This is a genomic window from Variovorax sp. Soil_C_17, assembly GCF_057657265.1.
This window is the reverse complement of sequence record NZ_JBDGIT010000001.1, coordinates 177,332-200,329: the sequence shown is the minus strand read 5'-3', so window position 1 is coordinate 200,329 and position 22,998 is coordinate 177,332. Positions and strand designations below refer to the sequence as shown.

Here is a 22,998-nt window from a genome sequence, read left to right as displayed (position 1 = left end):
GCTACGATCCCGCCCATGCGCAACGCAGACACCATCCAGCGCCTCTACGAAGCCTTCGCCAGGCTCGACGCCGACACCATGGCCGCCTGCTACGCGCCGGATGCGCGCTTCGACGACGAGGCCTTCTCGCTGAAGAGCGGCCGCGAGGTCGGCGCCATGTGGAAGATGCTGTGCGAGGCCACCCGCGCCAAGGGCGCCGATGTCTGGAAGCTCAGCTGGCGCGACGTGCAGGCCGATGGCGACACCGGCCGTGCCCATTGGGATGCGCACTACCGCTTCGGCGCCACCGGCCGCATCGTCGACAACGCGATCGACTCCGAGTTCGGCTTCACGCCCGAGGGCCTGATCGCCACCCAGCGCGACCGCTTCGACTTCTGGGCCTGGTCACGCCAGGCGCTGGGCCCGCCGGGCCTGCTGCTGGGCTGGACGCCGATGCTGAAGAACAAGGTGCGCGCCGGCGCCGCGAAAAACCTGGCCGCCTACATGGCACGCACGTCATGACGATCACCATCACCAACCATCCCGAAAAGCATCGCTACGAGGCGGCCATCGAGGGCCAGCTCGCGGGCTACTGCGAATACAACCTGCTCACGAACGCGGTGATGTTCACCCACACCGAAGTGCTGCCCGCCTTCGAGGGCCGGGGCGTGGGCTCGGCCGTCGCGCGCCATGTGCTCGACGACGCCCGGGCGCGGGGCATGCCGGTCATCCCCGCCTGCCAGTTCATCGCCGGCTACATCCGCAAGCACCGCGAGTACGTGGACCTGGTGCGGCCGGAGACACAGCGCGCCTTCAAAATCTAGGTCTGGGCGCCACCGCGCCGGGCGGCGCGGGCAGCCAGGCGAAGGCGGCGCAGCCGGCCACCAGCAGTGCCGCGATGGCCGCCAGCACGGCGGTGTAGGGCTCCACGCCCTGCGACTGCGCCACAGAAGCCGCCACGCCGGTGAGCCACTGCATCAGCGCCACGCCGAGGAACATGGCCATGGTGAACACCGCCATCGCGCGCCCGGTGAGCGCGGCCGGGTAAGCCACCCGCACGTCGGCGTACTCCCAGACGATGAAGCCCGACAACAGGCCGATCAGGATGGCGCACCCGATGTCGATCCAGGCTGCATGGAAGACGCCGATGGCGGCGAACAGTGCCGCATAGACCGCGCAGCAGGCCACGATGCGCCGCCGGCGCGCCGGGCCGTCGCGGTCCAGCCGGCCGAACAGCGGCGGCCCGAAGAGCGAGACCACCGACACGATCAGCGCGACGTTGCCGCTCTGCACCAGCGAGTAGCCGTAGCGCTCGATCAAGAGCGGCCCCAGCCACAGCCCGCGCAGCGAGATGAAGGCGGCGTAGGTCACGGCGCCCAGCAGCAGGATGCCCAGCGTGTGCGGCATCGCGAACAGCACGCCGAACTGGCGCAGCGCGGCCAACAGCGATTCCTTCGGCCGCGCTGCCTCGCGCGCCGGCTCGCGCACCCACAGCAGGATGCTGAGCCAGGCCAGCGCCGAGGCCGCGGCCAGCACCGCGAAGCCCATGCGCCAGGAGCGGGCCTCGACCAGCCATGCGAGCGGCGTGCCGGTCAGCAGCATGCCCAGCCCGCCGATGCCCAGCACCAGCCCGGAAACCGAGGCGAAGCGCGCCGCCGGGAAATGCCGCGCGATGAACACGGTGCACACCAAAAAGGCCGGCGCGCAGCCGACGCCGATCAGCACCTGGCCGGTGATCAACAGTGCAAAGTGGGTGGACAGCGCGGACAGCAGCGCGCCCGCGATCGCCAACGGGAACGCCGTCAGCACCGTGCGCCGCACCCCATGCAGGTCGATGCCGACACCCATGAAGAGCTGCATGGCGCCGAAAGCGAAATGGAAGGAGCCGGAGAACAGGCCCAATGCCTGCGCCGAAAGCCCGAACTCCGCCTGCAGCGGCCCGGCCATGATCGCGCCCACGGTGCGGTAGGCCTGGCTCAGCGCGAAGGCGGTGCACAGGGTCAGCACCATGGCCCAGGCGCTGCGGACCGGAAGCGTCAGGCTGGTCTCAGCCGGCACCGTGGCACTTCTTGAACTTCTTTCCGCTGCCGCAGGGGCAGGGGTCGTTGCGGCCCGGGGTCGCCTCCTTGCGCACGGTCTCCACGCGCGGCCCCTGGCTGCGCCACAGCCGGCGCAGGTCGTACACGGCCCAGATCGCGTCGCCGAATTCGTCCACCCGCTGCTGGCTCACGCTGGGCGGGCCGTCCTCGCTGTACATCGAAAGCGTGGGCTTGCCGCGGTCGTCCTCGGTCAGGGCGACGATGGCGTTCAGCGCCTCGTCGAGGATGGCGGCCGCCTCCTTGTCGCGCGGCGGGGTCCATTCCTCGGGCCAGTTCTCCACCGCGTACATGAAGCCCAGCGCCCAGACCTGGGCAAAGGAGGGGATGTCCTCGTCGGCGATCTCGCCCCGCTCTTCTTCCGGCAGGGCCGCGACGGCGCCGCGCGTGTCCAGCACCTCGGGCTGCCAGGCGCGCTCGTCGTCGAGCGACTGCACTTCGGCGTCCAGGCCTTCCTCGGTCTCGCGCCAGCGCCGCTTCCAGCGCCAGGCGAATTCCATGTGCTGCGCCGGCACGAAGCTCTCGCCCAGCAGCACCGGCCAGTATTCGGCCGGCTCGACCGGGCGGCGCATGCACACCAGCGCCGCCATGAAGCCCTCGCAGAATTCCCATTGCGGGGTTTCCTCGTCATGCTCGCGCATGGCGTCGAGCGCTTGATCGAGGGCGTCGAAATCGTCGGGGCCGAGGGGAGCGTGGTCGGGGGAGGGGGCAGGGGTCGTGATCATGGCAATGCGGCGGCAGCCCTCTATGATGCAACAAGCTCCCGGGAGACCCGTCATTTCAGCACCCCTGCCTCCGTCGCCTGCGACTCGCGACTTCCGACCTTCGACCGGCACCGCCTCCGATCGCGCCTCGCCGGCCGGCCGGGCGCAACAGCCAATCCTGGCCCCATGAACGTTGCGAAACGCGGCACGCGCGTGCAGTCGCGCAAGGGCGCGGCATCGGCGCCGGCACCCCTGGAAACCGGCCCGGCCCCGCTGGAGCCCGGCGATTACGCGGAATTTCTGCGCGCGATGCTGCCGCAGCAGCAGAAGGCGGTGGCCAGCCACCGGCTCGGCAGCGAGCGCGTCTGGCTCAAGAAGGCGGGCCCGCCGCACGGCAAGCTGGGCTATCACCTGATGGCGATGGTGGCCGGCCTGCTGCGGCTGGACGTGCTGACGCCGGTGCCCAACCCCGGTGGCGAGGCCGCCATCGCCACCGAGGCGCGCCGCCTGCGCGCGCTCGGCGCTGCCGGCCTGCGCGTGCCGGCGGTGCTGGCCCAGCAACCCGACGGCCTGCTGATCTCCGACCTCGGCGAAAGCGGCCGGCCGCCGGTGGTGCTGCAGGAGCGGCTGGACCATGCGGCGGCCGTCGGCCCGAGCGCGCTGCTCACGGTGTGGCGCGAAGGCCTCGACGCCATTGCCAACGTCCACGCGCACGGCACCTACCTGAGCCAGGCCTTCGACCGCAACCTGGTGCAATGCCCGGACGGCACCATCGGCTACATCGACTTCGAGGACGACCCGGGCGAGACCCTGCCGCTGGCCGAATGCCAGGTGCGCGACTGGCTCAGCTACCTGCACTCCACCGCCATGCTGGTGCGCGCCGCCTCGGCGGGCGCGGCCGGCACGCACTGGCATGCGGCGCTGGCCGATGCCGGCGACGAGGTGCGCGATCGGCTGGCGCTGGCGGCGCGGCGCATGCGCTGGCTGCGGCATCTGCCCTCGGGACGTCGCTGGGGCCGGGACACGCAGCGCTCGCGGGCGGTGGCGCGGCTGCTGTGGCGCTGGTACTGCAGCGATGCCGCGCCGACGCGGCGGTAGCCGGCATCAGCCGCCGGGGATGGCGACCTCGACGCCCAGGCGCGCGAGCGGCCCGCGCATTTCGAGCAGCGCGCGGTCCTTGCTCAACAGTCGCGCGCGCTGCGCCACCGCGAGGTCGACGAAGATCTGGTCGTCGGGGTCGCGGCACAGGCAGGGCGCGCGGGCGGGCTGCTTGTCCACCGGATGCACGCGCCGGTCGAAGGCCGCGAGCACGAGCGCCGCATCGCGGCCGTTGCGGGCGAGGCGCGCAGCCACCAGCGGGTAATCGAGCACGCGCGCAAGCTCTTTGCGCATTGCGCTGCTGGCGATCCATTGCAGCTCGCCCAGATCGAGCGCGGCAAGCAGCGCTGCGCAGCCCGGGTCGTCGAAGACCAGGAGGTCGAGGGCGATGTTGGTGTCGATGACGATGCGCATGGACGGGGATGCTAAGCCGCCCTCCACTCAGAAGCCCCGCAGGTCGTCCACCGGCAGCGCCAGCTTCGCACCAGTGATGCGCTCGAGCGTGCGCGTCATCAGCGCCACGTCGTTGTCGAAGCCCCCATGTGTCGCCGCCTGCAGCACCGGCTGGCCTTCACCATCGAGCGCCACCTCGATGCGTGGCTCCTGCACCCGCCAGGTGCGCGCCTCGAGCTTCACGGCCTTGGCGGCCTGGCGCCAAACCGCAAGCGCCTCGCCCGTGTCGGACGAGCCGTCCCAGCCCGAATAGCTCTCGTCGTTGACGCGGTCCAGCCCCAGGATCGGCGTGTGCAGATCGGCCTCCAGCGCATTGGAGACCAGATACAGCAGCGACTTGCGATAGATGGGGCCCACCGTGTCTCGGCGCTCGACCTCGTCCGTGAGCAGTTCCAGGTGCAGCCGCTCCATCAGCGCCGTGTCGCCGGCATAGTGGCGGTTGGCGAAAGCGACGGAGCAGGCCGGTGCATAGAGGTTCACCGAGGCGACGCGCTCGCTCAGTCCGCCATCGCGGCCGGCTCGCTTGCGTGCGGCCAGCGCCGTGAGCAGGTGGCCGATGGCGATGGCGCCGGCCGAGTGGCCGACCAGGTGCAGCTCGAACTGCGCACCCCAGTTGCTGCCCAGCGCCTGCATTGCATCCAGCAGCAGGTCGCCGCCGCGCCGATCGGCGAAGGCCAAGCCGGCGTTCTCCTTCATCTCGCTCCACAAGGGCCGTGCCGCCGGCCGTCCGACGCTCTTCTCGACCAGCAGGTCGGTCTGCTCGCTGAACCACTCGCCGAAGCCGGCACGGGCGGGCTCGCGGCGAAAGGCGTCTGCGATGAGGCTGGCCACCGATTCGAGAAAACCCGTCTTCCACACCAGGAACAGCGGATAGCAGCCGTTGCCGGTGAAGTAGCGGCCCATGGCGCTGGCGCGCTTGATCGCCTCTTCCTCGCTGTTGAGTCCCCCGTGCACGTAGAGCACCAGGCGCTTGCGCGCCGACGCCTGCCTGCGGAACCAGTCGTCCGGCAGCACGCAGGCCTGCTGCTGCAGCTTGCGCGGCGGCTCGTCTTCCGTGAGGTAGCGGCTCACGCGGCCATCGTTGCCCAGCACCACGCTGTGCTGGTAGGCCAGGCCGGTGTCCCACCACTGGCTGCGGTCGGCGCCGGTAAGGCCCGCGGCGCCGCTGCCGCCCACGGCCAGCCGGCCGGCGATCACGCCGGGCACGCCCAGCGAGACCACCCAGGCGTCCATCGCATGCGCCAGCCAGTCGAGGTAGCCCAGCACCGCGAATCCGCCGGCGCCCCAGTTCCTGCCCCAGGAGTTCTGCAGGATGAAGCCCTGCGCATTGAAGCCGATGAGGGCGAAGGCATGGCCTCCCGTCTCGGAACGCCGGCCGTCGAAGGCGATGAGCGGCAGGTCCGCATGGCGCTTCGGCGCCGAAGTGATCGGCACCGCGTCCCAGCCCGGGTGCGTGAAGGCCGAGACGAAGACCGCGCGGTGCTGCGCGATCGCGGCCTGCACGTCGGTGATCGAACGGGTGTCGATGCGGTAGTAGATGCCCAGCGTGTTCTGCGCGGCCCGGCTCGCATAGCCGTAGGTGGCGGGGTTCGATTTCTCGGGCAGGTAGGGCCAGTCCGGCTCCAGGCAGACGCCGTGGTTGAACCAGCCCTTGAGCGCGCCGCGGCAGCTCGAGCCCTCGTAGTTCTCGCCCTCGTACTCGTCATGGCGGCGCGCCAGCGTGTAGAGCATGCGCGGGCTCACCGAATCCATCTTCGGCGGCAGGCCGGCCTTGACCCAGCGCAGGTAGTTGACGACGCAGCTCAGGCCGAAGCCGGTGCAGGCGCCCTCCCGGCCCTGGTCCAGGATCAGGCCGGCCCGGGTGTAGGCGGGCAGGTATTGGCGCACCTCCTCTTGCGGCGGGAATTCGTCGGGCAGGCCGATCGCACTCGGCTGGAACAGGCGGTCGCGCAGGTCGGCCGCGTCCTTGCGCGTGCGCGAAACGATGGAGCGATGCGAGGGCGCCTCCTCCTCGGCGGCGGTGGCACCGCGCCGGGCCGCACCCGCGCCCACGCGCGGCGCGGGCCACACCGCGGCGGCGCGCTCGAACACGTCCTTGAAGCGATCGAGGCCATGCACGCCGCCGTTGACCAGCCGACGGGCCTGCCCGAAGTCGCCGCCGCGGATCGCCTGGCGGAACCGGGTCGCCTTGTCCGAGAGGTAGAGCGCGAGCAGCACCGCCGCGACTTCCGGTGCGTTGGCCCGGTCCGGCGCCGTCTCGAGCGGAACCCCGATGCGCTGGCCGTAGCGGGTGTAGTTGTCCTTGCCGGTCAGCTGCACGAAGCCGCGGCCGCGGTAGCGCTCGCCGTCGCCAGTCCGGCTGTTGCCGAGCGCAGCGCGCGTGTCGTACAGGCTGAAGGGGGCGCCGCCCGGCGGCGTGTTGAACTTGGAGGGCGCCTCCGCGATCGGCACGAAGCCCTCGGTCTCGGCGCGGATGGTGCCCAGGGTGCCCAGGATCATCGAGCGGTCCGTGAGCTGCGCGACGCCGAGCGCCGCCTCGATGTAGGGCAGGTAGCGCGCGATGTTGGCCGGCTTGGTGGCGGGGAACAGCCGGCTCACGTTGCCGACGTTGAGCGTGAGCTCGAACTTGTCCGCGTCGATCGCGATCAGGTCCAGCAGCAGCTGGCAGCGCGGCCCGATCACGCCGTCGCCGATCAGGCCGACGCCGGCCTGCCAACGGCGAATCGCACCATCGAAGTCCTCGTCGATCGGCGTGCCGGAGGCCTGGAGGGAGGGGAACAGCTTCGCGTCTTCGCCCAGCGCCTTGGCGAGTGCCCGGCGCAGCCGCTCGACATCGTCGCTGGCGCTTCCCTTGCTCATCAGGATGTGCATCGCTGCTCCTCGGGCGGGCAGGGGTGTCCGCCGCGCGAGGCATGGTGCGGCGCGCGCCTGCCGCTGTCCATCCGCCGAACCGGCTAGTACGTCGGCTGGGGCGGCGCAGCGGCCATCGGCGATGCGCATTGCCCCCGCGGGTGGAACGTGCATTGCCGCAGGGATGTCGCGCGCTGCGTCTACGATGGGGGAGCTGGCGCGGCCCTTGCATGGGCCGCAGTCGATCCACCGTTCTTCGGGAGCTGCGATCCATGAAACCTGTCTCCGAACTGCTCAAGCGCCGCAACTCGGCCGTCTGGCGCATCGAACCCGGCGCCACCATGTTCGACGCGCTGGAGGCGCTGGCCAGCCACGAGGTCGGCGCGCTGATGGTGATGACGCACGACAAGCTGGTCGGCGTGATCTCCGAGCGCGACTACACGCGCAAGGTGGCGCTGCAGGGGCGCAACTCGAAGGAAGTCCTGGTCGCCGAACTGATGACGCCCGACGTGCTGACCGTGACGCCCTCCACCCGCACACGCGATTGCATGGCGCTCATGAGCCAGAAGCGCATTCGTCACCTGCCGGTGGTGGACGGCGAGCGGGTGGTCGGCATGATCTCGATCCGCGATCTGATGGACGACATCATCGCGGACCACGAAGAGACCATCGAGCAGTTGCGCAACTACATCCAGAGTTGAATCGCTCAGCGCTGCGGCGTACGCAGCGGCTGCTGCGACAGCAGGAAATTGCGGATGCGCCGGCAGGGCCAAAGGCCGCTGCGGTCCAGCGACTGGGCCAGGTCCAGCGCGCTCTCCTTCTCGGTGGCTTGAGGCGATGAAGTCGCCCGATCACGCGTGTGAGCGGGCGGATGCGCATTCGTCCGTTGGCACATGACAAGGCTCCTTCGACATGAAGAGCCCCACGGCGGGACGACCAGGCAGCTGCGGCCGGGCAATGCGCGGCTGCGCACCGATGGCTGCATGCATCAGCGGCGGGAAGCGGACCTGGGAAAGAAGAAGATTGCGCTGCGGCAGATTCGGCGTGCAGCGCATGGGAGCTGCGCTAACGGGGTGCCGAAGATGCCGCAAACGCCGAGGTTCGCGTCACATCGCTGATTCGACTGGCACTGTCCACGCACGAGGCTCCGAAATAAAGATGCGCGATTGTTGCAAGGCCACAGGACCGGGTCAAACGACCTGCGGCGTTTCCCTGCGCGATGTGTGCTTTATGCAACCGTCCGGCCGCGCGCCGAGCCCGCCACCATGTCGAAGCGGAACAGGCGGCATTCGATCGGTCCGTTCCACATGGGAATGCGGCGCGACTCCTTGAGCCGCATGCGCTTGGGGAGCTGCAGGTCGGGCGTCAGCACCCAGGCGGTCCAGCCGGCGTAGTGCTTCTTCCAGTGGCTCGCGAGCTGCACGAAGAACTCGCCGCCGTCCTCGGTCTGCGCCTCCTCGCGGCTGCTGCGGCTGCCGCGGGCCACGCCGCCGATGTCGATGCGCTCGCCGTAGGGCGGGTTGAGCACGATCACGCCCGACTCGGCGGGCGGCATGCGCTGCAGCGCATCACCGCCGCGCAGCTGCACGGCGCCGGCGACCCCGGCGCGCTCGGCATTGCGTTCGGCGAAGTCGACCATGCGGTGCGACACGTCGGAGCCGAAGATCGCGGCCGCCGGCGCTGTTTTCACCGCGGCCTGCGCCTCGGCCTTGAGCTGCGACCACACATGGGCCTGGAAGGGCAGCAGCTTCTCGAAGCCGAAGCGCCGCTGCGCGCCGGCCGCGATGCCCTGCGCGAGCTGCGCCGCCTCGATGGCGATGGTGCCGCTGCCGCAGCAGGGGTCGTAGAGCGGTGCCTGCGAAACCTCGCCGCGCTCGGGGTTCCACCAGCCGCTGGCGGCCAGCATGGCGGCGGCCAGGGTCTCCTTCAGCGGCGCGTCGCCCTTGTCCTGCCGCCACCCGCGCTTGAAGAGCGGCTCGCCGGACATGTCGATGTAGAGGGTGCAGTGCTCCGTGTCGAGGTGCGCGAAGACGCGCGCATCGGGCCACTGGGTCTCGATGCTCGGCCGCACGCCGTTCGCCTTGGCTCGGAAGCGGTCGGCGATCGCGTCCTTGATGCGCAAGGTCGCGAAGTTGAGGCTCTTGAGCGGGCTGTGCTGGGCCGTGGTCTCGATCTTGAAAGTGTTCTTCGGCGTGAACCAGAGCTCCCAGGCCACGCCGCCGGCAATGGCGTAGAGGTCGTGCTCGTTGCGATAGGGCGCATGGGCCAGCTCGATCAGGACGCGCTGCGCGAGACGGCTGTGCAGGTTGAGCTTGAGCGCCTCGCGCCAGTCGGCGCGCACGCGCACGCCGCCGCGCAGGACCAGGAGCTCGTCGCCGGCGCGACCGGTCAGGGCATGCACCTCCTGGGCAAGGAAGTCCTCCACGCCGGCGGCGCAGGGCAGGAAAAGGGAGAGATCGTTCATGGCGGGGATGGCCGGCCAGTATCCCATGCGCCCCGTACCGCGTTTGCGCTATGGCCGCGCGCGACCCCGGTGGGAAAATCCCCGGGTCGCATTGCCACAGGGGCTGCCATGACCACCAGCGTGCTGATCGTCGAAGACACACCCGAGTTCATGCGCCGCTTCTCGGATGCGGTGCTTGCCGATCCGGGCCTCACCCTCGCGGGCGTGGTGGGCACCGGGCGCGCGGCGATCGCGATGCTGGACGCCCAGCCGCCCGACGTGATGCTGGTCGACCTGGGCCTGCCCGACATCGACGGCGTGGAGGTGATCCGGCACGCGGCGCGCCACCATCCGCAATGCGACGTGCTGGTCGTCACCATGTTCGGCGACGACCAGCACGTGGTGGACTCGATCGAGGCCGGCGCCACCGGCTACCTGCTGAAGGACGCGGGCGCCGGGCCCATTGCCGCCAGCATCCACGAGCTGCGCGCCGGCGGCTCGCCCATCAGCCCCAGCATCGCGCGGCGGGTGCTCGCGCGCTTTCGCATCAGCGCGGCGCCCACGCCGCCTGCCCCGGCCCTGCAGCCGGCGCCCAAGGACGCCACGCCCTCGCCCCTGACGGAGCGCGAGACCGAGATCCTGCGCCTGGCCGCCAAGGGCCTGAGCTTCGAGACCATCGGCGAGCTGACCGAGATCTCGCCGCACACCGTGGTGGCGCACGTCAAGAAGATCTACCGCAAGCTGGCCGTGCACTCGCGCGGCGAGGCTGTCTACGAAGCGAGCCAGATGGGGCTGCTGTGATGCGTCGCCCCGGCGCGCGGGCGGCCGGGCTGGCGCTGGTCTTTCTGATCGTGGTCTGCCTCGCAGGCGGTGCGCGGGCGGCCCTGCAGTCGCCGCGTCAGGCCGCCGTGCTCGCGGCGCCCGCGGTCGAGCGTTCGCCCCCGCCCCCGGGCGCCGCCTGGCGGCCGGTGACTCTGCCCGACGATGCCGGCTACTCGCGCCCGGCGCTGGCGCGTGCGCCGGCCTGGTACCGCGTCGGCTTCGACTACCCGGACGACCCGGTGCGCCAGACGCAATGGGCCGTGTATGTGCCCTACCTCTACGACGGCGGCGAGATCTGGCTCAACGGCAGCCTGATCGGCAGCGTGGCGGAGCGCAGCGAGGCGGTCCATGCGCGCACCTATCGGCCGCAGATGACGCTGCTGCCCGCCTCCCTGCTGCGCCCCGGCTACAACGAGCTGGCGATCCGTGCAGCGGCGCCGAGCGGCGACTATCCGATGCGCTTCGCGCAGCCCAGCATCGGCCCGCGGGACGAAATCCAGCCGCTGCACAACCAGCGCCTGTTCTGGGTTCGCACGGTGCCCGAGCTCACCGTCCTGGTGTCGGTGCTGGTCGCCGGCTTCGTCGCCTTCATCTGGTGGCGCCGCCCGAGCGAGTCGCTCTACGGCCTGTTCGGCCTGGCGGCCGTGCTGTGGGCGGTGCGCACCATGACCTTCCTGATCGATGCCCTCCCCATCGGCCTTTGGCAGTGGTGGCGGGTGCTGTACCAATGCGCCACCGGCGGCTTCGTGATCGTGATGGCGGTGTTCACGCTGCATTACGCGGGCATGCGCCGCCGTTGGCTCGACCGGGCGCTGGTCGCCTACGGGCTGGTGGGGCCGTTGTGGTTCGCGCTCGGCGGCTTCGCGGCCGAGCAGGCCATCGCGCGCTGGTGGCTGGGCGGCATGGTGGGGGTAGGGCTCTTGATCATCGCGGTCGCGGTCCGCTACGCGCGGCGCCGCGGCACGCTGACGGCGGCGGCGCTCTCGGCCGTGATGGCCTTCGCGGTGCTGGTGGGCATCCACGACTACCTGCTGACCTGGGACCCGCGCCTGCTCGGGCGCTTTTTGCCGGAATGGACCGGCCACCGCATCCACCTGCTGCACTACGGCTCCAACACCCTGCTGGTCGCGATGGGCGCGCTGCTGACGGCGCGCTTCCTGCGCACCCTGCATTCGCTGGAGGAGCTCAACCGAACGCTGGAGTCGCGGGTGGCCGACCGCGAGCGCGCCCTGGCGGCCAACTACGCACGCCTGGCCGCGCTGGAGCGCGAGCATGCCGCCGCGGAGGAGCGCCAGCTCATCATGCGCGACCTGCACGACGGCCTGGGCTCCCAGCTCTTCACGTCGCTGTCGCGGGTGGAGCGCGGCGACATGGACGAGGGCCAGATCGCGGTCACGCTGCGCGCCTGCATTGCCGACATGCGGCTGGCGCTGGACGCCCTGGCCTCCGGCGAGCACGACCTCGGCGCGGCCCTGGGCAACTTCAGGTTCCGCTGGGAGGCACAGCTGCTCGCGGCCGGCGTGCGCTCCGGCTGGGACATCGACCTGCCGGAGGATGGAACCACGCTCTCGCCGCATGCCGCGCTGCAGCTGCTGCGGGTGGCGCAGGAGGCGCTGACCAACGTGCTCAAGCACGCCCACGCCACGCGAGTCGAGGTAAAGCTGCGCCGTGCCGGGGAGATGCTGGAGATGGAGATCGAGGACAACGGCCGCGGCCTGGGTGACGGGCCTGGACGGCAGGGCGGCGGCCACGGGCTGCACAACATGCGCGCGCGGGCCCAGCGGCTGGGCGGCACGCTCGATGTGCGCACGGCGGCTGCCGGCGGCTGCTGCGTCGTGCTCTGCCTGCCGATGACGATGCCCGCGGGCGCAGCAGGCTGAGCGCCGCCTGCCGGAACGCGCTCGCCTCGGCGCCCTCCCGCGATCGCGGGATGCCTGGCGCGAAAGCGGAATTTCTCACCGAGCGCTTCCCTTCTAGATTGCATCCATGCGCACGTCGCGCGTCTCGATGGAGCAAGGAAGGAGTCACCATGCAACCGCATCCGCACACCGTCTTCGTCAACCGGCCGCCCCGCCGTCGCAGCCGCATGCAGCAGCTGCTGCTCGGCTCCGTCGCGCTGGGGGCGGCGCTGCTCGCGGTGCTGGTCCTGCTCGGCCACTGGCAGGCCGAGGCAAGCCCTCCCGCCGCGCTCTCGGTTGCCTCGCCCGCGCCCGCGCCTGCCGGCAGCGGAGACCCCTCGGTGCCGGCCGCCGGCGAGGCGCTGCGCAGCGCCCCGCCGGTGCCGGACGAAGCCGTGAGCACCTTCTGAGCACCTCGCCCTCGAAGGGAAGATCGCCATGAAGACGCCGGAAAACCCCGAGCCGCACGACGCCCCCTGGCTGGTGGTGCCCTTCGTGCTGATGCTGGTGCTGGGCTCGGGCCTGCTGCTGATCGCGCGCTGGAGCATCGGCTAGGCGCGGCGGGCGGAACGGGCGGAACGGGCGCTCGGGCAGCGTCCGTAGCCTTATGCTCTGCCCATGCCCGCCGAGCCGCTGAATCCCCAGGCCGCAGCCGCCTCCCGCGTCCCCGCCCGGCGCTACGGCGCGGTGGCGATGACGCTGCACTGGCTGCTCGCGCTGATGATCGTCGCTTCCTTCAGCGCCGGCCTCTACATGACGGGACTGCCCTTCTCGCCGCAGCGGCTCAAGCTCTTCAACTGGCACAAGTGGGCCGGCATCACCATCCTGGGGCTGACGGCGCTGCGGCTGCTGTGGCGCCTGTCGCATCCGCCGCCGCCGCTGCCGGGTTGCATCGTGGAGGCCATGCCCGGCTGGCAGCTGGTGGCGCACCGCGGCACGCACCTGCTGCTCTACCTGCTCTTCTTCGCGGTGCCGCTGGCCGGCTGGGCCTACAGCTCGGCGCTGGGCTTTCCGATCGTCTGGTTCGGCGTCGTGCCGCTGCCGGACTTCGTGCCGGTCGACAAGGAATTCGCCGAGGCGGTGCTGAAGCCGCTGCATCACGGCGCCGCCTACGCGCTTGGCGCCGTGGTGCTGCTGCATGCGGCGGCGGCGCTCAAGCATCACTTCGTCGACCACGACGGCCTGATGGACCGCATGTGGCCTTTTTCGCGCCAGGGGCACGCCCGATGAGCCTTCTTCGCCCCGCGCGGCGCGCCCTGTGGGCGGCCGCGCTGACCCTCGCTGCGGCCGCCGCCGCGGGCGGCGCCGAGCCCATGGCCCAGCTCGCGCCGGGCCATAGCCAGATCGGCTTCGTCAGCAAGCAGATGGGGGTGCCGGTCGAAGGCCAGTTCCGCAAGTTCGATGCCCAGATCGCCTTCGATCCGAAGAAGCCCGAAGGCGGCACCGTGGCGCTGCAGGTCGACATGGCCAGCGCCACGCTGGGCGTGCCGCAGAGCGACGCCGAGCTGCCCAAGGCGCCGTGGCTCGACACCGCGCGCTTCCCCAAGGCCAGCTTCCAGTCCAGCGCGATCAAGGGCCTGGGGGGAGGACGCTTCGACATCGCCGGCCGCTTGACGATCAAGGGGCATACGCAGGAACTCGTGGTGCCGGTGACGATCACCCAGTCGGCAGACCGCTCGACCGCCACCGGAAGCTTTACGATCCAGCGCCTCGCCTTCAAGGTCGGCGAGGGCGAATGGACCGACACCTCGATGGTCGGCGACGAAGTGCAGGTGCGCTTCAAGCTGGTCCTGACAGGCCTGCGTCCACTTTGACTTTGCCATGCAAGCACCCAACGCCATGCCCCAGCCCGCCACGATGATCATCCAGTCCGTTGCCGCCGCCTCGCTGGCGGCGGCCGCATTCCTGGCCGCCGCGCAGACCGCTCCGGAGATGGCCGCGCAGCCGGCCGGCGGGCCGGTCAAGGGCGCGAGCTACGTGGTCGACCCCACGCACACCTTCGTGATGTACGAGATGGGCCACTACGGCACCACCACCAACCGCGGCCGCTTCAGCACCAAGGACGGCACCATCAAGATCGATGGCACGGGCAAGGGCGGCAAGATCGACATCACGATGGACATCAGCTCCATCAACACCGGCGTCGACCTGCTCAACCGCCACGTGCTGAGCAAGGACTTCCTCAACGTCGCCGAGTTTCCGGTCGCCCGCTTCGTGGCCGACAAGATCGACTTCAACGGCGACAAGGTGACCGAGGTCGACGGTTCGCTCACGCTGATGGGCCAGACCAAGCCGGTCAAGCTCAAGGCCAGCCGCTTCGGTTGCTACCTGAGCCCGCTGATCAAGCGCCAGGTCTGCGGCGGCGACTTCGAGGCCACGGTGGAACGCAGCAACTGGGGCATCAACTGGGGCATCCCTTTCGGCTTCGAGGACAAGGTGCGGCTCCTGGTGCAGGTGGAGGCGGTGAACATCACGGGCGGGCCGAGCTGAGCCTGAGGCCCGGCAAAGCGGAGAACGTCAGCTCGGCGAGGGTCGCCATTTGGGGCCGCCTCCGCCCGTTCGGGGCTACAACAGGCTCTCCGGCGCCAGCGGCGCCAGGATCTCCAGCATCACGCGGTCCCACCATGTCGAGTCGGGCTCTCTGGTCAGCACCTGCTCGACACCCGCCTCCTCGCTGACCCATTCGATGCGCTCGGTGCCCGGCGCGAAGCGCACCTTGTAGGCGCCCTGCTGCTTGAGCACCTCGATCAGCTTGAGCACCTGCTGCGCCATTTCGCGGCTGAAGATGATCAGCCCGATCTCGGTGTTGTGCACGTCCGAGCGCGGGTCGAAGTTCATGGAGCCGACGAAGAGCGTGCGCCCGTCGATCACGGCCGACTTGGCGTGCAGGCGCCCGATCTGCGTGCCGAAGAGGCCCAGGCGCACGCTGCGCCGGGTGCGCTGCGAGCTGAGCTCGTAGATCTCGGCACCGAGCTTGAGCATGTCTTCGCGGTAGCGCCGGTAGCCGGTGTGAACCACCGGCTCGTCGGTGGCGGCCAGCGAGTTGGTGACCACGCTGATCTTCATGCCGCGCCTGCGCACCTCGCGCATCGCCTCCAGCCCTCCCTTGCCGGGGATCAGGTAGGGCGAGACGATGGTCACGTCGGAGCGCCCGCGCCGGATCTGCTCGATGACGTTGTAGCGCACGCTGTCGACGTCCAGCAGCGGGATGCCGCCGTAGTTGGCCTGCCTGCCGATCACCCGCTCGGGCGAATCGGCGTAGGCCTCGGCCCGGGTCCAGATGAGGTCGAGCTTGCCGGCCTTGAGGTCTTCCACGATCGGGCTGTAGCCCAGCACGTCGTTGGGCGCCGGCGGGCGCGGCGGCGGCGTGGTCTGCGGGCTGGTCGCCTCCTCGAAGCGGCGCTGGCGCTCCTCGCGCGGCACGCGGGAGGCGGCCACGGCCTCGATCGGCCGCACGTACTCGCTGTTCCAGTACTGGTCGAACAGGCTCGCCAGCCGCGGGATGAGGGCGCCGGCCACGAAGGTGTCGAGGTCGATGAAGTTGGCGCCGGCCGTCTGCGTGAAGTACTCGTTGCCGATGTTGCGCCCGCCGGCCACCGCCATCGCGCCGTCGGCGATGAAGAGCTTGTTGTGCATGCGCCGGTTGACGCGGCTGAAGTCGAAGAGCGAGGCCGAGAAGCGCCCGAGCATGCTGCCGCGCCCGGCCGGGAAGGGGTTGAAGAGGCGCAGCTCGAGGTTGGGCGTGGCAGCCAGGGCGAGCAGCAGCTCGTCGTCGCCCGAGGTGTAGAGGTCGTCCATCAGCAGACGCACGCGCACGCCGCGCCGGGCCGCGTCGCGCAGCGTGCGCATCAGGTAGCGGCCGGTCTCGTCGTTGTGGATCTGGTAGTACTGCACGTCCAGCGTGCGCTCGGCGCGGCGCGCCAGCTCGAGCCGGGTGTCGAGGGCGAAGTCGCCGCCGGGCATCAGGCGAAAGCCGCTCAGGTCGGGGTCGGGCTGCGCGCTTTTCGCGATGCGGCCCAGCGTGGTGCCGGGGGAGAGCGGCACCGCCTTCGAAGGCGTGCGCTCGAACTCGGCAGGCAGCATGGCACAGCCGCTGGCCAGGAAGAGCACCGCCATCAGCGCCAGGCCCAGGCGCATCCACTGCGGCCAAAGGCTTGGGCGCGCGCGCATCGCTACAGTGCCTTGCGCAGGTTGGCCGGCGCGATGCGCAGCGCCTCGCGGTACTTGGCCACGGTGCGGCGCGCGCACTCGATGCCCTGCTCCTTGAGCATCTCGGAGACCTGGCTGTCCGACAGCGGCTTTTTCGCGTCCTCGGCGCTCACGAACTGCTTGATCAGCGCGCGCACCGCGGTGCTGGAGGCGTTTCCGCCGGTCTCGGTGCCCAGGGCCGAGCCGAAGAAGTACTTGAGCTCGACCGTGCCGTAGGGCGTGGCCATGTACTTGGCCGTGGTCACGCGGCTGATGGTGGACTCGTGCAGGCCCAGCTCGTCGGCGATCTCGCGCAGCACCAGCGGGCGCATGGCGAGCTCGCCGTGGACGAAGTAGTTCTTCTGCCGCTCCACGATGGCCGTGGAGACGCGCAGGATGGTGTCGAAGCGCTGCTGGATGTTCTTGATGAACCAGCGCGCCTCCTGCAGCCGCTGCGACAGCGCCTGGCTGCCCTCGCCCTTGTGCGCCTTCAGCGCGCCGGCGTAGATGTCGTGCACGCGCAGCCGCGGCATGACCTCGGGGTTGAGCATGACCCGGAAGCGGGCGCTGGTGCCGTGGCCGATGCGCGTGACGATCACGTCGGGGATGACCACGTTGCGCTCGACATCGACGAAGCGGCGTCCCGGCTTGGGCTCCAGCCGGGAGATCAGCTGGAGGGCTGCGCGCACCTCTTCCTCGTTGCTGCGGGTGAGGGTGGCGAGGCGCTTGAAGTCGCGCTTGGCGAGCAGCTCCATCGGGTGCTTGCAGATCGCGATCGCGGTGCGGCGCACCTGCACCTCTTCGTCGGTGTCGTCTTCGTCCTGCCCTGCACGCAGCTGGATGGTGAGGCACTCGGCCAGGCTGCGCGCGCCGACGCCGACCGGCTCCAGGCTCTGCAGCAGGCCGAGCGCGACCTGGAAGTGATGCACCAGCTCGTCGAACTGGTCGTTGTCGTCGCCCGCGAGGCCCGAGGCCAGCGCCGGCAGGGAGTCCTCGAGGTAGCCGTCGTCGTTGAGCGACTCGATCAGGAAGCGCAGCGCGGCGCGGTCGTTCTCCTCCAGGCGCAGGGACAGCGCCTGGCGGTGCAGGAAGGACTGCAGCGACTCCTGGCTCCTGGCCAGCTCGGTCGCATCGGGGCGCTCGTCGTTGCCGAGGTTGTTGGCGCGCGCGGGCGCATCGCCGCCCCATTCGCTGTCGTCCGGCGCCAGGTCGACGGAGCCGTCGCCTTCCCAGTCGGGCTCGCTCTCGGGGGCGTCGGCGGCTGCCGCCGTCTCGCTGTCGGCGGGCGAGGCCGGCGCGCTGTCGGCAGTGGCCGGTGCCGGCCCGGTGACGAACTCGCTCTCGCCTTCGGCCTGGCGGTCGTCATCGCGTACCGGGACGTCGGCGGCCTCGAGTCCGAACTCCTCGCGCGGGGCTTCGTCGGCGGTGCGCTCCAGGAAGGGGTTCTCGTCGAGCATCTGCTCGACCTCCTGGCTCAGCTCGAGCGTCGACAGCTGGAGCAGGCGGATCGACTGCTGCAGCTGCGGCGTGAGCGCCAGGTGCTGCGAGACCCGCAGCGAGAGCCCTTGTTTCATTGAACAGGCCCCTACATCCGGAAATGCTCGCCCAGGTACACGCGTCGCACCTCGGCGTTGTCGACGATCTCCGAGGGCGTGCCTTGTGCCAGCACGTGCCCGTCGCTGATGATGAACGCGTGGTCGCAGATGCCCAGCGTCTCGCGCACGTTGTGGTCGGTGATGAGCACGCCGATGCCGCGCTCCTTCAGGAAGTTGATGATCCGCTGGATCTCGATCACCGCGATCGGGTCGATGCCGGCGAAGGGCTCGTCCAGCAGGATGAAGCGCGGCTGGGTGGCCAGTGCGCGCGCGATCTCGACGCGGCGGCGCTCCCCGCCCGACAGCGCCAGCGCCGGCGAATCGCGCAGGTGGTCGACGCGCAGGTCGTGCAGCAGCTCGCTCAGGCGCTCCTCGATGCGCTGCTTCGACAGGGGGACGGGCCGGCCGTCGCCGTTCGGCTCGCGCTGCAGCTCGAGCACCGCGCGCACGTTCTCCTCGACCGTCAGCTTGCGGAAGATCGAGGCCTCCTGCGGCAGGTAGCTCAGGCCCATGCGGGAGCGGCGGTGAATCGGCATGTGGGCGATCGGCACGCCGTCGATGCTGATCTCGCCCGCGTCGGCCCGCACCAGGCCGACGATCATGTAGAAGGAGGTGGTCTTGCCGGCGCCGTTGGGGCCCAGCAGGCCCACGACCTCGCCTTTTTCGACGCCCAGCGAGACATCCTTGACCACCTTGCGGCTGCCGTAGGTCTTTTGCAGGCCGCGCGCCTCCAGGCGGCTGTTCGGCACGTCGTTGCGGCCATTGAGCATGCCCCGGTCCTCCGTCACTTGCGCTCTTCCGCGCCGAGGGTGGTGCTCGAGCGCAGGCCGGTGCCGCTCGCCGGTGCCGGCGCCGCGGCAGGGGCCGCAGCCGCCGGCCGGGTGCCGGCCGCGGGCGCCGAGGCAGCCGCCTTGGGCGTCAGGATGGCCCGGACGCGCCCGCCCTGCGGCGCCGCCACGCCCGCATTGGGCGGCAGCGAGGAGCCGTTGACGGTGAAGGTGTCGTTGCTCTGGTCGTAGACGATCAGCGGCCCGCTGCTCTCGTCGTTGACGGTCGCGCCGTAGAGACGGCGCATCACCGCGCGTCGGATGAACTTCACGTTGTCGGCGCGGCTGTCGTACTCGATGACTTCCGACTCGCCCTCGATCCACTCGTCGGTGCCGGCGTCGCGCTTCTGCTTGTAGTAGGCCAGCTTGCCGGGCGCAGCCGTGACCACGCCGTACTGGTAGCCGTCCGGGTCCTGCCGCACGTCGATGCGGGTGCCGCGGATGACGATCGTGCCCTTGGTCACCACCACGTTGCCGGTGAAGACGCTGGTCTGCTTGAGGTCGTCATAGCGCATCGCGTCGGCTTCGATGTTCATCGGCTTGGTGCGGTCCGCCTTCTCGGCCTGCGCCATCGGCACCAGCCCCGCCAGCATCGAGGCGAATACGAAAGCACGACAGAGATGGCGGGAGCGGGGGAAGGTAAGAAGTAGCGAAGTCATAAGGCACGAAACTTGCTGGCGGATTGTATGCGGCCTCATCGACCGGACTTCGGTCGCCCGGATGAAAAAGCCCGCCGAAGCGGGCTTTCCTGCGAAGGGAAGGGTCTTGTCAGGCACTCTTGCGGGCTTCGCCGATCAGGAAATCGGTGACCTGCAGGGCGCGCTCCATGCTCTTCGCGAGGTCGCCGTCGACATACCAGCGCCCGGCAATGCCGATCGAGGGGACGCCGGCGACCTGGTAGGCGTCCTGCAGCTGCTTGGCGCGCTGGATCTTGCTGGCCACGCTGAAGGACTTGTACTGCTCGGTGAACTTGGCCTTGTCCAGGCCGTTGGCAGCCGCCCAGTCGATGATCTGCTGCTCGCTCGCGAGGTTCTGGCGCTGCTGGTGGATGGCGTTGAACACCTTGAGCTGGTATTCGTCGACCTTGCCCATGGCCTCGAGCGCGTAGTAGAGCTTCTGCTGCGGCTGGAAGCTGGCCTGGAAGGCGACCGGCACGCGCTTGAAGGCCACGTGCGGCGGCAGCTTCTTGATCCAGGCCTCGAGGGTGGGCTCGAAGGCGTTGCAGTGCGGGCAGTTGTACCAGAAGAACTCGATCACCTCGACCTTGCCGGCCGGCGCGTCGACCGGCACGCGCTTGTCGAGCACTGCGTAGTCGGTGCCGGCCTTGGGCCCCAGCGTCTGCGCCTGGGCCGGGGTCATCAGAGGAAGCAGCCCCAGCGAAGTGGCGGCCAGCGAAAAATCACGACGTTTCATGTGTAAGGTTCTCCTGTGCGGCTGACAGAGCCCGCGATGCCGCCGGAGTTCCCCGGGGACGGCGCGAGCGTGAAAAGAGGTGGCTCAGCGCTGCACGCGCACCAGGGCCGACTCGAGGCCGCCGCCGTCGAGCCGTTCCTTGAGCCGGTCGGCATCTTCCTTCTTGTTGAAAGGCCCCGCGCGCACCCGGTAGACGGTGCGGCCGGCCTGCTCGCGCTCGGTGACCCGCGCCTCCACGCCCATCAGGGAGAGCCTGGCGCGCTGCGTCTCGGCATCTTCGGGGGTGCGGAAGGCGCCGGCCTGCACGAAGTACATGAAGGGATCGCTGGCACTGGGCGCTGCGGCGGCGGTGGCGGTGCCGGGGCCGGTGCCCGAACGGGCTCGGGCGAGATCGCCGATCGGGTCGTTCGACGGCGGCGACGCGTTGGCTTCGGCCGGCACGGGCGGGCGCGCTGCGCGTTGTTGCTGCTGCTGCTGCTGCTGCGCCGTCGGAGGGACCACCACCGGAGCCGGCGCGGTCTGAGGGAAGCCGGGCGCAGCGGCGGAGGGCTGCGGCGCCACGGGGGCAGCGGCGGGCGGCTCCGGCGGACGCACGGGTGCGGCCTTGCCGGCCAGGGGAGCGTTGGGGTTCCAGTCGCGGTTCTTGCGCGCCTCGGCCTCGTCCTGTTCGGGGCCGCCGCGCTGCGTCTTGGTCATGAAGGGGATGGGCACCTTGGTCACGTAGACCGCGATGCCCAGCGCCACGCCCAGGCCCAGCACCAGCCCGATGATCAGGCCGATGACGATGTTGCCGCGTTGTCGTCTTGTAGTCATGTGGAGGGTAGCAATCACATCTTGCGCGGCGCGCTCACGCCGAGAATCGCGAGGCCATTGTGCAGCACCTGCGCGGTGGCGGCGACGAGCGCGAGGCGGGCGCGCTTCACCGGCTCGTCGTCAACCAGGATGCGCTCGGCGTCGTAGTAACTGTGGTAGCTGGCGGCCAGCTCGCGCAGGTAGAAGGTGACGTCGTGCGGCGCGAAGTCCTGGGCCGCAGCGGCCAGCATATCCGGGTACTTTGCCAGCATCAGCAGCAGGGCCTGGGCGGCCGGGCTTTCAAGCGGCGACAGGTCGGCCTGCGCCAGCGTTGCCACGTCGCCGCCCCAGGCCGCCAGCACCGAGCAGATTCGCGCATGGGCGTACTGCACGTAGTAGACCGGGTTGTCGTTGTTCTGCGCCAGTGCGAGATCGATGTCGAAGGTGTATTCGGTGTCGGGCTTGCGGCTGAGCAGGAAGAAGCGCACGGCGTCGGTGCTGGTCCATTCGATCAGGTCGCGCAGCGTGACATAGCTGCCGGCGCGCTTGCTGATCTTGACCTCTTCGCCGCCCCGCATCACCCGCACCATCGTGTGCAGCACGTAGTCGGGGTAGCCGGCGGGGATGCCCTCGCCGGCTGCCTGCAGGCCGGCGCGCACGCGCGCGATCGTGCCGTGGTGGTCGGTGCCCTGGATGTTCACCACCTTGTGGAAACCGCGCTCCCACTTGGCGATGTGATAGGCGACGTCGGGCACGAAGTAGGTGTAGCTGCCGTCGCTCTTGCGCATCACGCGGTCCTTGTCGTCGCCGTAGTCGGTCGACTTCAGCCACAGCGCGCCGTCCTGCTCGTAGGTCTTGCCGGCATCGACCAGCTTCTTGACCGTGGCCTCGACCCGGCCGCTGGTGTAGAGGCTGGACTCCAGGTAGTAGTTGTCGAAGCGCACCTGGAAGGCCTTCAGGTCCAGGTCCTGCTCGTGACGCAGGTAGGCCACGGCGAACTGGCGGATCGAATCGATGTCCTCCACGTCGCCGCTGGCGGTGTATTCGCGATCGTCCGAACGCACCGTCTTTTTTGCCTTGAAGTCGTTGGCGATGTCGGCGATGTACTCGCCGTTGTAGGCCTGCTCGGGCCATTGCGGATCGCCCGGCTTGTAGCCCTTGGCACGCAGCTGGGTGCTGGTGGCGAGGGTCTGGATCTGAACGCCGGCGTCGTTGTAATAGAACTCGCGCCACACCTGCGCGCCCTGGGTGGCGAGCAGGTTGCAGATGGCGTCGCCCAGTGCGGCCTGCCGGCCATGGCCCACGTGCAGCGGCCCGGTGGGGTTGGCGGAGACGAACTCGACCAGCACGCGCTCGTCCGTCGCGGTCTCGCGGCCGAAGGCCTCGCCGGCAGCCAGCACCTCGCGAACCACCTGCTGCTTGGCAGCCGTCTTGAGGCGGATGTTGAGGAAGCCGGGACCGGCGATCTCGATGGCGTCGACCCATTGCTGGAAGGCCGGCGTGGCGCGCAGCGCGGCGCTGATGTCCTCGGCCAGTTCACGTGGCCTGCGCGCGAGCGGCTTGGCGAGCTGCATGGCAGCCGTGCAGGCCAGGTCGCCGTGGGCCGCGACCTTGGGCGATTCGAAGATCGCCTTGGCACCGGAGCCGGGGGAAAGGGATTCGAGCGTGTTCGCGAGCGCCGCGAGCAGCTCCTGTTTGACCAATAGCATCGCGGGATTTTACCGGGGGCAAACCCGGCCCCCCGGCGGCTGCGGTCATCCTCCGCATGGCAGCAGCCGTTAGCAAGGTCGGCCCCGGCCCGGGGCCCCTGTCACCACTCACCTCAGAGGACACCCACACC

23 protein-coding genes are annotated in these 22,998 nt (G+C 70.1%); 10 read left to right on the top strand and 13 right to left on the bottom strand.

The window, feature by feature from the left end:
• Positions 1 to 15 precede the first annotated feature (15 nt).
• Positions 16 to 501 carry a nuclear transport factor 2 family protein gene (locus tag AC3A6Y_RS00910; RefSeq protein ID WP_487866352.1) on the top strand — a complete coding sequence of 162 codons (486 nt, stop codon included), beginning with the start codon at positions 16 to 18 and terminating at the stop codon, positions 499 to 501.
• A complete protein-coding gene (locus AC3A6Y_RS00905; RefSeq protein WP_487866351.1) occupies positions 498 to 803 on the top strand; it encodes a GNAT family N-acetyltransferase in 306 nt (101 codons plus the stop codon). Before AC3A6Y_RS00910 ends, AC3A6Y_RS00905 begins: the two co-directional genes overlap by 4 nt.
• Here the strand turns inward: AC3A6Y_RS00905 and AC3A6Y_RS00900 are convergent.
• Positions 793 to 1,989, bottom strand: coding sequence for an MFS transporter (locus tag AC3A6Y_RS00900; protein ID WP_487867775.1), 1,197 nt, complete (start codon positions 1,987 to 1,989; stop codon positions 793 to 795). The two genes, AC3A6Y_RS00905 and AC3A6Y_RS00900, sit on opposite strands and share 11 nt — an antisense overlap.
• Positions 1,990 to 2,026: 37 nt before the next feature.
• Entirely contained in the window at positions 2,027 to 2,800 is a 774-nt protein-coding gene (locus AC3A6Y_RS00895; RefSeq protein WP_487866350.1) for a UPF0149 family protein, read from the bottom strand.
• A 165-nt stretch (positions 2,801 to 2,965) separates the two neighbouring features.
• On the opposite strand from AC3A6Y_RS00895, the gene AC3A6Y_RS00890 reads away from it, so the two are divergent.
• Positions 2,966 to 3,877, top strand: a complete 912-nt coding sequence (locus tag AC3A6Y_RS00890) for a BUD32 family EKC/KEOPS complex subunit (protein ID WP_487866349.1) — start codon at positions 2,966 to 2,968, stop codon at positions 3,875 to 3,877.
• Between the two features lie 6 nt (positions 3,878 to 3,883).
• Here AC3A6Y_RS00890 and AC3A6Y_RS00885 read toward each other — a convergent pair whose 3' ends face one another.
• Positions 3,884 to 4,291 carry a putative toxin-antitoxin system toxin component, PIN family gene (locus tag AC3A6Y_RS00885; RefSeq protein ID WP_487866348.1) on the bottom strand — a complete coding sequence of 136 codons (408 nt, stop codon included), beginning with the start codon at positions 4,289 to 4,291 and terminating at the stop codon, positions 3,884 to 3,886.
• 27 nt (positions 4,292 to 4,318) lie between these two features.
• Positions 4,319 to 7,201, bottom strand: a complete 2,883-nt coding sequence (locus AC3A6Y_RS00880; RefSeq protein WP_487866347.1) for a C1 family peptidase — start codon at positions 7,199 to 7,201, stop codon at positions 4,319 to 4,321.
• A gap of 251 nt (positions 7,202 to 7,452) precedes the next feature.
• On the opposite strand from AC3A6Y_RS00880, the gene AC3A6Y_RS00875 reads away from it, so the two are divergent.
• Positions 7,453 to 7,881, top strand: coding sequence for a CBS domain-containing protein (locus tag AC3A6Y_RS00875; protein ID WP_487866346.1), 429 nt, complete (start codon positions 7,453 to 7,455; stop codon positions 7,879 to 7,881).
• Positions 7,882 to 7,886: 5 nt separating this feature from the next.
• Here AC3A6Y_RS00875 and AC3A6Y_RS00870 read toward each other — a convergent pair whose 3' ends face one another.
• Together AC3A6Y_RS00870 and AC3A6Y_RS00865 are read right to left on the bottom strand one after the other, a co-directional pair.
• Complete coding sequence (locus AC3A6Y_RS00870; RefSeq protein WP_487866345.1) at positions 7,887 to 8,075, bottom strand: hypothetical protein; 189 nt, start codon at positions 8,073 to 8,075, stop codon at positions 7,887 to 7,889.
• Positions 8,076 to 8,408: 333 nt separating this feature from the next.
• Positions 8,409 to 9,644, bottom strand: a complete 1,236-nt coding sequence (locus tag AC3A6Y_RS00865) for a THUMP domain-containing class I SAM-dependent RNA methyltransferase (RefSeq protein ID WP_487866344.1) — start codon at positions 9,642 to 9,644, stop codon at positions 8,409 to 8,411.
• A 108-nt stretch (positions 9,645 to 9,752) separates the two neighbouring features.
• Here AC3A6Y_RS00865 and AC3A6Y_RS00860 point away from each other — a divergent pair, with 108 nt between their 5' ends.
• The 6 genes from AC3A6Y_RS00860 (at position 9,753) to AC3A6Y_RS00835 (ending at position 14,833) form a co-directional block, all read left to right on the top strand.
• The gene (locus AC3A6Y_RS00860) at positions 9,753 to 10,424 is read left to right on the top strand and encodes a response regulator (RefSeq protein WP_487866343.1); all 672 of its coding nucleotides are present in this window, start codon (positions 9,753 to 9,755) and stop codon (positions 10,422 to 10,424) included.
• Complete coding sequence (locus AC3A6Y_RS00855) at positions 10,424 to 12,325, top strand: sensor histidine kinase (protein ID WP_487866342.1); 1,902 nt, start codon at positions 10,424 to 10,426, stop codon at positions 12,323 to 12,325. The genes AC3A6Y_RS00860 and AC3A6Y_RS00855 overlap by 1 nt, the downstream gene beginning before the upstream one ends.
• Positions 12,326 to 12,474: 149 nt before the next feature.
• Positions 12,475 to 12,753 (top strand): hypothetical protein, encoded by a 279-nt coding sequence (locus AC3A6Y_RS00850; protein ID WP_487866341.1) that lies wholly within the window; start codon positions 12,475 to 12,477, stop codon positions 12,751 to 12,753.
• A 208-nt stretch (positions 12,754 to 12,961) separates the two neighbouring features.
• Positions 12,962 to 13,573 carry a cytochrome b gene (locus AC3A6Y_RS00845; RefSeq protein ID WP_487866340.1) on the top strand — a complete coding sequence of 204 codons (612 nt, stop codon included), beginning with the start codon at positions 12,962 to 12,964 and terminating at the stop codon, positions 13,571 to 13,573.
• Entirely contained in the window at positions 13,570 to 14,157 is a 588-nt protein-coding gene (locus AC3A6Y_RS00840) for a YceI family protein (RefSeq protein ID WP_487866339.1), read from the top strand. Before AC3A6Y_RS00845 ends, AC3A6Y_RS00840 begins: the two co-directional genes overlap by 4 nt.
• 43 nt (positions 14,158 to 14,200) lie before the next feature.
• Entirely contained in the window at positions 14,201 to 14,833 is a 633-nt protein-coding gene (locus AC3A6Y_RS00835; RefSeq protein WP_487867774.1) for a YceI family protein, read from the top strand.
• Between the two features lie 75 nt (positions 14,834 to 14,908).
• Here the strand turns inward: AC3A6Y_RS00835 and AC3A6Y_RS00830 are convergent, their stop codons facing one another.
• From AC3A6Y_RS00830 to argS, 7 genes are all read right to left on the bottom strand, one after another.
• Positions 14,909 to 16,459 carry a phospholipase D family protein gene (locus AC3A6Y_RS00830; RefSeq protein ID WP_487867773.1) on the bottom strand — a complete coding sequence of 517 codons (1,551 nt, stop codon included), beginning with the start codon at positions 16,457 to 16,459 and terminating at the stop codon, positions 14,909 to 14,911.
• Positions 16,460 to 16,515: 56 nt separating this feature from the next.
• The gene (locus tag AC3A6Y_RS00825) at positions 16,516 to 18,105 is read right to left on the bottom strand and encodes an RNA polymerase factor sigma-54 (protein ID WP_487866338.1); all 1,590 of its coding nucleotides are present in this window, start codon (positions 18,103 to 18,105) and stop codon (positions 16,516 to 16,518) included.
• Between the two features lie 11 nt (positions 18,106 to 18,116).
• On the bottom strand, positions 18,117 to 18,896 hold the full coding sequence (gene lptB, locus AC3A6Y_RS00820) for an LPS export ABC transporter ATP-binding protein (RefSeq protein WP_487866337.1): 780 nt from the start codon (positions 18,894 to 18,896) through the stop codon (positions 18,117 to 18,119).
• Positions 18,897 to 18,910: 14 nt separating this feature from the next.
• Positions 18,911 to 19,612 (bottom strand): lipopolysaccharide transport periplasmic protein LptA, encoded by a 702-nt coding sequence (gene lptA / locus AC3A6Y_RS00815; protein WP_487866336.1) that lies wholly within the window; start codon positions 19,610 to 19,612, stop codon positions 18,911 to 18,913.
• A gap of 109 nt (positions 19,613 to 19,721) precedes the next feature.
• Positions 19,722 to 20,366: a thiol:disulfide interchange protein DsbA/DsbL gene (locus tag AC3A6Y_RS00810; RefSeq protein WP_487866335.1), complete on the bottom strand. Its 645-nt coding sequence runs from the start codon at positions 20,364 to 20,366 to the stop codon at positions 19,722 to 19,724.
• 84 nt (positions 20,367 to 20,450) lie between these two features.
• Positions 20,451 to 21,179: an SPOR domain-containing protein gene (locus AC3A6Y_RS00805; RefSeq protein ID WP_487866334.1), complete on the bottom strand. Its 729-nt coding sequence runs from the start codon at positions 21,177 to 21,179 to the stop codon at positions 20,451 to 20,453.
• A 14-nt stretch (positions 21,180 to 21,193) separates the two neighbouring features.
• Complete coding sequence (gene argS / locus AC3A6Y_RS00800; RefSeq protein WP_487866333.1) at positions 21,194 to 22,867, bottom strand: arginine--tRNA ligase; 1,674 nt, start codon at positions 22,865 to 22,867, stop codon at positions 21,194 to 21,196.
• Positions 22,868 to 22,998: the final 131 nt, after the last annotated feature.